Genomic DNA, 12,681 nt, shown 5'->3' with positions numbered 1-12,681 from the left:
ACGCAAATTCCTCAGGCAGCGGTGATCATCGGCGGCCCGACGCTGTATTTGCTGGGTTGTGCGCTGTTCAAGATGACGGTCAACCAGACACCTTTCCCGCTTTCGCACCTGATTGGCCTGGGGCTGCTGGTGGCGTTAGCGGCGCCATCGTTGATGGTGAGCTACATGGTGCTTTCGCTGCTGACCACAGCCGTACTCGTGCTGGTTGCCGCCTGGGAGACCTGGGCCTTGCGCGCGCTTCGTGCCGAATGGGAATAGAAGCTTAAATGGAGCCGGCGCGCTTGAGTTCATCAAGCAGGGCCTGCGCCGTCCAGGTGCGCGACACCCCGCACTCGGCATCGCGCAACAATGTCATCAGGCGCATGTTTGCCGCTGCCTCGAGACCCTGTGACTGGGCCAGGCGCACCACGGCACCTTGCAGTGCATCGACCTCCGTGGTTCGCCCGGCACGCAGGTCTTCCCAAGTGGATGAGCGTGCGAGGGGATCGATGGCCAGCATGCGCGGGGCAAGATGTGCGAACAGGCTATCGGGCAGTTCTAGCGCATGAGGTAACCAACGCGGCGGAAGTGGCGTGAGTCTGGCGACAGGCAAGCGGGCAGTGGCAAAGGCCGCCAGTGCTTCGCGTTGGACCACCGCCAGGCAACGCCTCCAGGCGCGCTGCGAAAGCTGCTCCCTGAGCGGCAGATCCGACAAAGCATTGATCGCGTTGTTGAGATTGAAAAGCAACTTGGCGCGCAGCACGGACGGCATGTCATGGCGCCATTGCACCGGCAGGCCCGCCTGGTCGAAGAGGTCCTGCCAGGCGGCCCTGGCAGGGTGATCGGCGATCATCAGGGTGCCACCAGAAGCCTGATGAAGCACGCCGGGTGCCCGGCTGACCACGTTGAAAGGCACCATGCCTGCGAGCACCGTGTGCGAGGGTAGGGCGGCCTGCAGTCGCGCAGCGTTTTCCAGCCCGTTCTGCAAGCTGATAATCACGCTGCCGGGCCTGGCGAACGCAGCCAGTTCGCCTGCCGCCTGGGCGGTAGCCGCGGATTTGACGCACACCAGGATCAGCGACGCCTCGGCCAGGGCTGCCGGGTCGGTTTGAAAATCCAGCGCCTGGCCAGCCCAGCGGTGGCTCCAGCCAGAACTGTCGCTCAGCGCAAGCCCTTCCGCCTGGATGGCCGCCTTAAGGGATGGACGACCCAGGAAACGTACCGGCGTGTGTTGCCGTAGCCGGCCACCCACGTACAGGCCGATGTTGCCCGCGCCATGAATGGCCAAGAGTGGCAAGTCGCTCATGTCAGGCTACTGGCGGCAGCGCGTCCGGCGGTGCGTCCGGAGAACAGGCAGCCACCCAGGAAACTCCCTTCCAGCGCGCGATAGCCATGTAGGCCGCCGCCGCCAAAGCCGGCCGCTTCGCCAGCGGCGTACAGCCCAGGCAGAGGCTCGCCATCCGGGGCGAGCACCCGCCCGTGAAGATCGGTGTGCAGGCCACCTAGTGTCTTGCGCGTGAGAATATTCAGGCGTACGGCGATCAATGGACCTTGGGCCGGATCGAGCATGCGATGCGGTTTGGCCACGCGAACCAGCCGATCTCCGCGATAGCGGCGCGCATTATGGATCGCCATGATCTGGCCGTCTTTGGTGTATGGGTTATCCCATTGCAGGTCTCGCGCTTGGATTTCCCGGCGAATCTGTGCCGCATCCAGTAATGCATCGCCGCTGAGCTGGTTCATCCCCGCGACCAGTTCGTCGATCGTGTCGCGCACGATGAAGTCACGTCCACGTTCCTTGAAGGCCTCCACGGGAGCCGGTGCGCGTTTGCCGATGGCACGCCTGGCCACCTGCAACCAGCTCTTGCCGGTCAGATCGGGGTTCTGCTCCGAGCCTGACAAGGCAAATTCCTTGCGGATGATCTGCTGATCGAGGATGAACCAGCTGTAGTCGTGGCCGCTGCGGCGCAGGTAGTCAAGCGTGCCCAGGGTATCGAAACCGGGCCAGTAAGGGCCCGGAAGGCGCTTGCCGGTGGCGTCGAGCCACAGCGAGGAAGGCCCAGGCAGGATGCGGATGGCATGCATCGGCCAGATGGGATTCCAATTCTCGATGCCTTCGACGTAGTGCCACATGCGATCACGATTGATCAGCTGCGCGCCCGCCGATTCGGCGATGTCGAGCATGCGGCCATCCACATGCGCGGGTACGCCACAAAGCATGTGGGTCGGCGCCTTACCCAGTCGTGCCGGCCAATACTTGCGCACCAGTTCGTGGTTGGCTCCGATACCGCCGGACGCCACGATCGTCGCCTGCGCGCGAAACTGGAAACGGCCGTCGACCTCGCGCGAACTTGGCTTGCCGCGCTCGACCGCGTCATCGGCCAGCACGCTGCCGTGTACACCCACGACGCCGCCGTTTTCCAGGTCCAGGGCATCGACGCGGTGACGAAATGCGAAGTGCAGCAGCCCGCGCGATTGCGCCTCGCGTGCTCGCCGCACAAACGGTTCAAGCACCCCTGGACCCGTACCCCAGGTGACGTGAAAGCGTGGCACCGAGTTGCCGTGCCCTACCGACCCATGCCCGCCGCGTTCGGCCCAGCCCACCACAGGAAACCAACGCATGCCCATGTCGTATAGCCAGCGCCGCTTCTCGCCCGCGGCGAAGTCCACATAAGCCTCGGCCCAGCGGCGCGGCCAGTGATCTTCGGGGCGATCGAACGCGGCCGTACCCATCCAGTCCGCCAAAGCCAAGGCGTGCGAGTCGCGCACTCCCATGCGGCGCTGCTCGGGGGAGTCGACGAAGAACAGGCCGCCAAAGGACCAATGCGCCTGCCCGCCCAGGCTTTGCTCCGGCTCCTGGTCGATCACCAGCACTCGCTTGCCTGCTGCCGTGGCTTCGGTGGCTGCCACCAGTCCAGCCAGCCCGGCCCCAATGACGATGATGTCGAACGATGCGCTCATGCGATTCCTGTGGGCAGTTGCCCTGGCGAAGGTAGCGTGTCGAACGATCGTTTGACTATGAGCGGTGCAGCAACGTGGTAAAGCCGCTCGCTACGCGAGCTGTCAGGCAGGCTGCTGCGCAGCCTGGGAGGCGGTCGTTGTCCCTTGCACCTGACTCCTGACGTCTCACATGACCAACGGCACCTCATGACGCCTGGCCCATGTCCTGCCCGCCCAAACGATTAAACCTTTTACCCATGGTGCTGCATCGAAGCGGCAAGGGGCATCGTCGATGCCCGGATCTGATGGGGAGAGAGAACGATGAGCAAGAAGACTGCCGGATGGGTGGCCGCCCTTGCCCTGGTGCTGGCGGCGGACGCATCGGCCATGGATATCCACTTCGACAACGATGGCTGTGGTTACAGCACCGACTACGATGTGCACATCCGTGCAAACGGTATCGCATTCGATCGCGAAAAGGGCACGCCGCAACATGTCTTCATGCACGGCGGAGCGATCGATGTGGATGGCAGGCCGATTGCCGTATCCAGTGACGACGCGGTCAGGTTGCAGCAGTTCGAGGGCCAGGTGCGCGGCCTGCTACCCGAAGTGACGAGCATTGCCCGCGAAAGCCTGGATATCGGTTTTGGCGCGCTAACGACGGTGGCAGCAACGTTTTCCGAGGACCCGGGCGAACGCAAGGCGATGCTGGACAAAATCAATGCCAAACGCGCCCAGGCCCTGGCGGAGATCGACAAGGGCATGGCGCAGGGTGTGTGGCGTCACGATGACATGGAGCGTTCGGTGGAAGATGGCATTACCACTGCCGTCTCCGAATTGGTCAGCAGCGTCACTGGAAGCGCCGTATCGGCTGCTTTGAGCGGTGACCAGGCCAAGGTCGAGGCGCTGGAGGCCCGTGCCGATTCGCTGGACAAGAGCATCAACAAGGAAGTCGATGCGCGTGCCGAGCAGCTTGGCAAGCGTGCCCAGGCGCTATGCCCACGCGTCCAGCAACTTGACCAATTGCAGAAGCAGTTCGCCTTCCGCTTGAACGACGGTTCGTCCCTGAATCTGCTGACCGCCGATGAGGGCAAGCACAAGGTTGTTGCCTCGTTCTGATTGCCGCAACGAGTATTCCGACAATACGGGTAGTTCCGGAGCCGCTTCCCCACAGCGTGCATCCCTTGCCGCGACGTCCATTCTCCCTGCGTCGCGGCTCATTTTTTTGGGGAATGCTAGGCTTGTCATAGTTTCAACTGGACGAGCTCATGTCATGCACGATTATCTCAAGCGCCTGAATCTTTCCGAGGACGCGATCACCATCATCCTCAATTTCGCCGCTGCGCTGGTGATCCTTGTCGTTGGCCTATGGGCGGCCAAGCGCATCGTCAATTTCCTGGGACGTGCGATGACGCGTGCCAGCTTTGACGTGACGCTGGTCGGTTTCCTGCGCAATCTGGCGCATGGTGGACTGGTCGCCATGATCATTGTCGCCGTGCTGGTCAAGGCGGGCGTGCCTTTCGCGCCCATGGCTGCCGCGCTCGGTGCCGCCAGCCTGGCCATCGGCCTGTCGCTGCAAGGCTCGTTGAGCAACCTGGCGTGGGGGGTGCTGTTGATCCTGTTTCGGCCATTTCGCGTCGGTGATTTCATCCATGCCGGTGGCATCGACGGCACCGTGGAAAGCATCAGTCTGATGCATACCACCCTGGTGATGCCCGACAATCGCGAAGCGGTGGTACCCAATGCGAAGATTGGCGGCGATGCCATCATCAACTTCAATCGTCGCGGTACCCGCCGCTTCGAGTTGCGCGTGGGCATCGGCTACCAGGATGACATCGGCAAGGCGATGTCCATCATTGATGCGTTGTTCCAGGCCGATCCGCGCATCCTCAAAGACCCGGCACCCGGCATCTACACCGAGGCCCTGGCCGATAGTTCGGTGAACCTGTTACTGCGCGCACATACCCAAACCGCCGATATCTGGGCGACGCAGACTGACCTGTTGCGCAAGGTCAAGGAGCAGTTCGACGCTCATGGCATCACCATTCCATTCCCTCAGCGCGAGCTGCGCGTCGTGCAGGGCAGCTTGCCGCCGGAATCGAACGCCGCCGCGTAGTCTCTCGCACGGCTCCGGGATGTCATGGATATCCCGGAGCCGGCGTCATCGGCAGGTACACTGCCGCTTGCCTCGATTCATTGCAGCGAAACCGCTGCGCGATTGTCCGCCGAAACGCGATCGATCAACTTGTTGTAAGGGTCGATGCCCGCCTCGGCCGGTTTGCTATCGACCTCCACGGTGATCGTACTGTCACCCTTGGGCACGCTGCGCTTTTCCAGGTACAGCGGCTTGCCATCCTGGCCGTTGCCTGGCGAGGCCGCGAACACACCTATATCAACAGGGATATCCGGGGACGCTTCGGTCTCCTTGCCCTTGCCATCGACATAGAACTTGGCCGCATGCACCTTCATGGAGACCTCGTACTTACCATTAGGGAGTTTCTTGGCCGTCGCCGACACCATGCGATTGTCGTAGAGGGTGATCTTCCAGAAGAAGTCATCCAGCAGCGGCTTCCATTTTGGATCGACCGATGCGCTGAGCATGTCCATGAACTCCTGCGACGTCGTGTATGGTGGCTGCTGGTATTGCTTGGCCTGAAGAAACTTCTTCAGCATCGCGTCGAAGTTCTGCTCGCCGATATAGTCCTTGAGAGCGTAGAAGATCAGCGAGCCCTTGCGGTAGTGGATGTATTGCTGGTTCTCCACGCGTGCCAGCGGCTCCTCTTCCACCGTTTCCCCGGCGCGGCTGGAAAGGTATTGATCCAGCTCGTACTTGAGAAACTTGCGCATCTGGTCGGAGCCGTAGCGGTGTTCCATCACCATCAATGAGGAGTACTGCGCCAACGATTCGCTGAGCATGGTCGAGCCCTGCATGTTTGCGCCGATTACCTGGTGCGCCCACCACTGGTGGGCCACTTCGTGCGCGGTCACATAGTAGGGATAGTCGATCTTGGTGGGATCGCGAAGATCGGCGATAAAGCCGATCGATTCGGAGAACGGAATCGTGTTGGCAAACGATTGGGCAAAACTGGCGTAGTTGGGGAACTCCAGGATACGTACCTGGCGAAACTGGTATGGCGTGTAGTTGGTGTCGTAATAAGCCAGGGCATCCTTGACGCCCTGGATCATGCGATCGACATTCCAGGCGTGAGCGGGGTTGTAATACACCTCGATGGCAATGTCCTTCCAGTGGTCGCGCCGCACCGCGTACCGGGCCGACAGCCACGCTGCAAACGGCAGCATCGGCTTGTCCATCACGTAATGGAAGTAATGCCGATTGCCTTCGGTCCACTCTTTTTGCAGATACCCGGGAGCCAGGGCGATCTGGTCGGCGGACGTCGATACCGTGGTGTCGAAGTCGAGCCAGTCGGCGTCGTTGGCAATATACGTGTTGGCGCGAGCCTTTTCGTCGCCCAGCTTGGGCATGCGCGGCACGTCGGCAGGCAGGCCGTGCTTGCGCCGGTCATTGTGATCGGTGAGCTGCTCACCGGGCTGGTAACCAAAGCTTGGCAGTACGCCGCTGTTGAAGAATGTACCGTTGCCGGCCAGGAACTTGCCTTGAGGTTCGTTGGTGAACCCCTTGGGGGCATATTCCATGTCGAAATCGAAATCCATCGACGCGCCGGGCGCCAGCGGCGTTTTCAGGCGATAGATGGTGTACCCCAATGGCTTGTCGTCGCTGATCACGTCATGCGGTGCGAATGTCAGCGACTTCATGGTGAAATCGGAATTCGTGTTGACGTGCAGGTCGGTGATCGGCGCATTGTGCTTGTTGGTCAGCACGTAGTGCATGCGGATCTCCAGACGTCGTGGGCTGTCCGGATAGATATCCACCTGCGATTTCATGCTGACGATCCGCGGCTGTGGCAAGTCGCGATATTTGGCGTAGCGTTTCTCGTACTCGGCATGAGCGCGCTGGAGCGCCTCGCTGTTCTGGTACTTGTTGAGTATGTGAGTGTTGTAGAAGATCCAGCTTCCGCAGGCCACGAAGCCAATCACGAAGACCGCCAACGCCAGCTTCATCGGCCGGCCAGCACGTGTGCCGGCCTCGCGCAGCCGCTGGCGCCATACCTGATCGGTACCGCGCGTCCAGAACAGGGCTGCCAGACACAACAGCACGGCGGCACACAGCGCCCAATAGAAATCGAACCAGAGTTTGGCAGGCAGGAAATGGCCGTAGCCATTCATATCCGAATACGGCAGGTCCGGCGTCGATCCGTAGATATACAGATTGTCGTCCCAGTGCAGCAGGCCGAAACCGATCGACCAGACGAACCAAAGTATCGTCAGCAGATAGCCGAAGAACTTGTTGTTCGAGATGACCTGCATGAACAGCGCGAAGGCCGCGAACAGCAGGGGATCGATCAGGTAGATGCCGTACTGGCTCGCATACAGTCCAGGCTCGATATGGGTGAACCCGTGGGCGAGCTGCCACAGGATACCCACGGCATAGCCGGTGGCCTGGTAGACGGCACTGACTGCTACCAGCGAGAGCATGCGCGAAAGCATGGGCAGCCAGTCGGGTATCGCGAAGGTATCGCTTACCTCGGCCACGCGCTGGGTACGATCGCGCCAGACCAGTTCGCCGGCGTAGAAGGTCAGGATGATATACAGCAGCCAATGCGTGCCGCCGCGCACTGCATTGGTGAGCGCCAGCGTGATCGGGTAGGTGGCTGTGCCAAATATCTTGCCGGCGAAGACCAGGCCGATGATCAGGTTCATCAGGCCGAAGATGAGCATCACCAGGAACGGCACGCCCTTGAAGACCGATGCCATGTCGAACGCCATCAGTCGTCGCAGTTGCACCCAGCGGGCACCGGCATCGTGGCGTACCGGTGCCTTGGGTACGCGGATTTCAGCGCCGGCGCCCTGGGGGCGCAGCATCGGCGGTTCGGCCCGGTGCTTGGCCTTGCGCAACTGCAGGCCTTCGCGATTCGTGCGGAACAACCCATATGCGCCAGCGAAAAGCGCGATGGCGATGCCGGTCCACAGGGCGCGATTGAACAGCAATACGCCGTCCAGCGGCGGCAATTGGTGATTGATCTGGTCTGCTGTCCAGTAACGCGTGGTGATACTCAGGGTGCGCGCGCCAAACGGATCGATCAGCGCGGCGACGAAATGGTTGTTCAGATCCTGAGCCAGGGCGCTGGACATCAGGTTCAACGCGAAAAACGCCAGAATGCCGATATAGACACCCAGCAGGGAGCGTGTGGTCACTGCCAGCAGGGAAAGCAGGCCGGCAAGGAACAACATGTCAGGTGCGACGAAGACGCTGAATGTCCACGCATAGCCCCGTACGCTGCTCGGCCCCAGGCGCGCCGCATCCACCCAGGGCATGCTGCCACCGAGCGCGATGCCAAGCAGCACAGCAGCCATGATGATCAGTACAGCCACATAGCCGGCAAGAAAGCGCCCGCCCAGGTAGCTGCCTTTGCCGATCGGCGTGGTGAAGAACAGGTCGGCGATGCGGTATTCGAAATCACGCAACAAAGCGTTGGCAACGAAGATCGGCACCAGCAACATGCCGAACAGGCATAGCGCGACGGTCAGGCGTGTGATCACCAGCGGTGCGTTGCGCATCACGTTGCCGGTTGCGCCACCGACCATGATCGCGTCGGTGCTGGCTATGGCAAAGCCGATCAGCAGGTAAGCCAGCGTAATGACCCAGAACAACGGCGAGCGCAGCTGCTGGCGTAGCTCGAAACGAAAGATTTCGAAGAGCATGGAAGCGTCCTTGGCGCGAGTGGGGTCAGGCCGTCTTGGCTGCGGCTTGCTTGCGCAGTTCGCCGAAATAGACGTCTTCGAGGTCGGGTGCAACGGTCTCGAAACCCTCGCCCGGTGAACTGTCGGCCAGCACATGGACCTGCGTGCGTCCACCGGTCAATCGCGTCGAAAGGATGTTCATGCGTGCGCGATAGCCGTCCAGTTCGGTCTTGTCGATCGAGCGGCGCCATACCCGGCCTTCCAGTGCGCGAATGGTTTCCAACGGTTCGCCCGCCAGCAGCACCTGGCCCTGGCCGATGATCGCCATGCGCGGGCAAAGGTCGGTCACGTCCTCCACGATATGCGTGGACAGGATCACTACCACGCGTTCGCTGATTTCGGCCAGCAGGTTGAGGAAACGATTGCGTTCCTCCGGGTCCAGGCCGGCGGTGGGTTCGTCGACGATGACCAGCCGTGGATCGCCGATCAGCGCCTGGGCGATACCGAAGCGCTGCCGCATGCCGCCGGAATAGGTGCCCAGCTTGCGTTTGCGCACCTCCCACAGATTGACCTGGCGCAACAATGATTCGACCAGCTCGCGTCTTTCGCGCTTGTTCGTCACGCCCTTGAGCACGGCGAAGTGGTCGAGCATCGACTCGGCCGAGACTTTCGGATAAACCCCGAATTCCTGCGGCAAGTAGCCGAGCAGGCTTCGCGTCACGTGCTTGTCGGCCAGCAGGTCCTGGCCATCCAGCGTAATCGAGCCGCTGTCGGGGTCTTGCAAGGTGGCGATGGTGCGCATCAGCGAGGATTTGCCCGCGCCATTAGGCCCCAGCAAACCGAACATGCCATGCGGTATATCCAAGGAAACCTGGCGTAAGGCTTTGACGCCATTGGCGTAAGTCTTGGACAAATCGCGGATATTCAGCATGGCACCACCTTGTGACCGCGAATGCGGGATACCGCCAGCTTAAGCCGGATGTAAGCCGGCGACATGCGCTTAAGGTCATGGCCTGGAGGCGAAGAGATTGAAATGCGCGGTGAGGAGTTGAGGAGGGTCCGGGTACCGTTTTTCTCGTTCCCTTCGGCCCAGCGCCACCCGTACGCTGACGAATGGCAGCTATTCGACCTTTGAGATCGATCCAAGGCGCCCGGAAGCCATGCCTGTTCGCTATCATGTGTGGCCTTGCGACCGCCATTCCCCAGGCGGTGCGCCATATTGAGCATCCGCAGGAGAAATCATGGCCGACCTTAAAGAAGCGCGCGTTCCCGATATCGGCCAGTCCGATGTCCCGGTGATCGAGGTGATGATCAAGCCGGGCGACAAGGTCGCCAAGGAACAGAGCCTGATCACGCTGGAGTCGGACAAGGCCACGATGGAGGTTCCCGCGCCCTTCGCCGGCACGGTCAAGGAAGTGAAGCTGAAGGTAGGCGACGAAGTGTCCGAAGGCACGGTCATCGCGATCATCGAGGCCGAGAACGGTGCCGCCGCCCCGGCTCCGGCGCCTCAGGCTCCCGCTCCCGCTCCTGCCAAGGCCGCCGAGCCCACCCGTAGCGCCCCGACGCCGGGCCCGGCCGCCGGTGATGGTGCGGTCCGTGAAGCCAAGGTGCCCGATATCGGCAGCACCGGCGTGCCGGTGATCGAAATCCTGGTCAAGGTGGGCGATACGGTCACCAAGGACCAGGGCTTGATCACGCTGGAATCAGACAAGGCCACGATGGAAGTGCCCGCCCCGTTCGGTGGCGTCGTCAAGGAGCTGAAGGTCAAGCTGGGTGACGAGTTGTCCGAGGGCGACCTGATTGCCCTGATCGAATCGGCCGAAGGCGGCGCCGCGCCGGCCCCGGCGTCCGCGCCCGAAGCGGCTCCGGCCCCGGCGCCCGCACAGGAAAAACCAGCGCCGGTGGGCGGTCGCAGCGTCATGCCGGGCAATGCGCCGGAGGGCGATGTACCCCCTCAGGCGCGCCCGCCGTTCGACGCGAGCATCATCATGCCCGGCGACGCCCCCTATGCCAGTCCGGCAATCCGTGCTTTCGCACGAGAGCTCGGGGTTGATGTCCATCAGGTCAAGGGCACCGGTCGCGGCGGTCGCATCGTCCGCGAGGACGTATCGGCCTACGTCAAGCATGCACTGGCTTCCGGCGCCCGTCCTGTCACCGGCGGCGGCCAGGCCTCGGTTGGCGGTCTCAACCTGCTGCCCTGGCCGAAGGTCGACTTCGCCAAGTTCGGCGAGATCGAGGAAAAGCCGCTATCGCGCATCCAGAAGATCTCCGGTGCCAACCTGGCGCGCAACTGGGCGATGATTCCGCACGTCACCCAGCACGAAGATGCCGACATCACCGAGCTGGAAGCCTTCCGCAAGAAGCTGGGCGAGGAAAACAAGGACCTGAAGGTCACGCCACTGGTATTCCAGATCAAGGCGGTGGTCGCGGCGCTGAAGAAGTTCCCACAGTTCAATGCTTCGCTCGACGAGAGTGGCGAAAAGCTGATCCTCAAGAAGTACTTCCACATCGGCATCGCGGTCGATACGCCCGATGGCCTGGTGGTACCGGTCATTCGCGACTGCGACAAGAAGGGCCTGCTCGACCTGGCGGTTGAGCTTGGCGAGATTTCCAAGAAGGCGCGCGACAAAAAGCTCGGTCCGGCCGAGATGTCTGGCGGCTGCTTCTCGATCTCCTCGCTGGGCGGCATTGGCGGCACGGCGTTCACGCCGATCGTCAACGCGCCGGAGGTGGCGATCCTGGGCGTGTCCAAGGCGGCGACCAAGCCGGTGTGGAACGGCAAGGAATTCGCGCCGCGCCTGATCCTGCCGTTGTCGCTGTCGTATGACCACCGCGTGATCGACGGCGCACTAGCCGCGCGCTTCGCATCGTTCCTGGCCCAGCAGCTCGGCGATATCCGCCGTCTGTTGCTCTGACCGGGAGGCTCGAACCATGGCGAATACGATTGAAATCAAGGTTCCCGACATCGGTGGCCACGACCATGTGCCGGTCATCGAAGTGCTGGTGAAGGTTGGCGACAAGGTTGAGAAGGAACAGGGGCTGATCACGCTCGAATCGGACAAGGCGACGATGGAAATTCCGTCGAGCGCGGCCGGCGTCATCAAGGAACTCAAGCTGAAGTTGGGTGACGAAGTGTCCGAGGGGGCGGTGATCGCCGTGCTCGAGGCTACCGATGCTGGCAGCGCCTCTGCGCCCGCACCGGCTCCCGCATCCGCTCTCGCGCCCGCACCCGCACAGGCGGCTTCCGTGCCAGCACCCGTCGCGGCAGCAGCGCCGAAGGCAGCGGGCGCCAGCGGACGCACCGCGGAGATCGAATGCCAGTTGCTGGTACTGGGCTCGGGCCCTGGCGGCTATACCGCCGCGTTTCGTGGGGCGGATGTCGGTCTGGATACTGTGCTGGTCGAGCGCTACGACTCGCTGGGCGGCGTCTGCCTCAACGTTGGCTGCATTCCGTCCAAGGCATTGCTGCATGCGGCGGCCGTGATCGACGAGGCTGAAGCCATGGCGGCGCATGGCGTGAGCTTTGGCAAGCCGAAGATCGACATCGACAAGCTGCGCGGTTTCAAGACCAAGGTGGTGGGCCAGCTCACCGGTGGCCTGGCTGGCATGGCCAAGCAGCGCAAGGTGCGCATCGTGCAAGGCGTGGGCAGCTTCATTTCGCCCAACGAACTGGAAGTGGAAGGCAAGGACGGCAAGAAGTTGATCCGCTTCGAGAAGGCGATCATCGCTGCCGGTTCGCAGGCCGTGCGTCTGCCGGCATTCCCGTGGGATGACGAGCGCATCATGGATTCGACTGGCGCGTTGGAACTGCGCGACGTGCCCAAGAAGTTACTCGTGGTTGGCGGCGGCATCATCGGCCTGGAAATGGCCACTGTGTACGCGGCGCTGGGCAGCGAAGTGACCATCGTCGAATTCATGGACCAGATCATCCCCGGCGCCGATGCCGATTTGATCAAGCCGCTGGCCAAGCGCCTGGCTGGCAAGGTCAAGGGCATCCATCTC

8 protein-coding genes and 1 pseudogene are annotated in these 12,681 nt (G+C 62.2%); 5 read left to right on the top strand and 4 right to left on the bottom strand.

The annotated features are described in order from the left end of the window. Positions 1 to 258, top strand: a pseudogene (locus VF436_RS00470) (hypothetical protein); the annotation flags it as partial. A 4-nt stretch (positions 259 to 262) separates the two neighbouring features. Here VF436_RS00470 and VF436_RS00465 read toward each other — a convergent pair. Together VF436_RS00465 and VF436_RS00460 are read right to left on the bottom strand one after the other, a co-directional pair. Next, positions 263 to 1,285 carry a 2-dehydropantoate 2-reductase gene (locus tag VF436_RS00465; RefSeq protein WP_330901995.1) on the bottom strand — a complete coding sequence of 341 codons (1,023 nt, stop codon included), beginning with the start codon at positions 1,283 to 1,285 and terminating at the stop codon, positions 263 to 265. Next, positions 1,282 to 2,940 (bottom strand): FAD-binding dehydrogenase, encoded by a 1,659-nt coding sequence (locus VF436_RS00460; protein ID WP_330901994.1) that lies wholly within the window; start codon positions 2,938 to 2,940, stop codon positions 1,282 to 1,284. Before VF436_RS00460 ends, VF436_RS00465 begins: the two co-directional genes overlap by 4 nt. A gap of 300 nt (positions 2,941 to 3,240) precedes the next feature. Here VF436_RS00460 and VF436_RS00455 point away from each other — a divergent pair, with 300 nt between their 5' ends. Both VF436_RS00455 and VF436_RS00450 read left to right on the top strand, forming a co-directional pair. Further along, complete coding sequence (locus VF436_RS00455) at positions 3,241 to 4,038, top strand: DUF2884 family protein (RefSeq protein WP_330901993.1); 798 nt, start codon at positions 3,241 to 3,243, stop codon at positions 4,036 to 4,038. Positions 4,039 to 4,192: 154 nt separating this feature from the next. Continuing rightward, a complete protein-coding gene (locus VF436_RS00450; protein WP_330901992.1) occupies positions 4,193 to 5,035 on the top strand; it encodes a mechanosensitive ion channel family protein in 843 nt (280 codons plus the stop codon). A 77-nt stretch (positions 5,036 to 5,112) separates the two neighbouring features. Here the strand turns inward: VF436_RS00450 and VF436_RS00445 are convergent, their stop codons facing one another. Next, positions 5,113 to 8,700: an ABC transporter permease/M1 family aminopeptidase gene (locus VF436_RS00445; RefSeq protein WP_330901991.1), complete on the bottom strand. Its 3,588-nt coding sequence runs from the start codon at positions 8,698 to 8,700 to the stop codon at positions 5,113 to 5,115. A gap of 25 nt (positions 8,701 to 8,725) precedes the next feature. Then, positions 8,726 to 9,610 carry an ABC transporter ATP-binding protein gene (locus VF436_RS00440; RefSeq protein ID WP_330901990.1) on the bottom strand — a complete coding sequence of 295 codons (885 nt, stop codon included), beginning with the start codon at positions 9,608 to 9,610 and terminating at the stop codon, positions 8,726 to 8,728. A gap of 310 nt (positions 9,611 to 9,920) precedes the next feature. On the opposite strand from VF436_RS00440, the gene aceF reads away from it, so the two are divergent. Together aceF and VF436_RS00430 are read left to right on the top strand one after the other, a co-directional pair. After that, complete coding sequence (gene aceF / locus VF436_RS00435) at positions 9,921 to 11,594, top strand: dihydrolipoyllysine-residue acetyltransferase (protein WP_330901989.1); 1,674 nt, start codon at positions 9,921 to 9,923, stop codon at positions 11,592 to 11,594. A 16-nt stretch (positions 11,595 to 11,610) separates the two neighbouring features. Beyond that, positions 11,611 to 12,681: FAD-dependent oxidoreductase (locus tag VF436_RS00430; RefSeq protein ID WP_330901988.1), on the top strand; the 1,071-nt coding region annotated here is incomplete at its 3' end.

The organism is Dyella sp., from assembly GCF_036384435.1.
GTDB lineage: Bacteria > Pseudomonadota > Gammaproteobacteria > Xanthomonadales > Rhodanobacteraceae > GSA-30.
The sequence above is the reverse complement of the archived record's forward strand: the minus strand, read 5'-3'. Positions and strand labels throughout refer to the sequence as shown.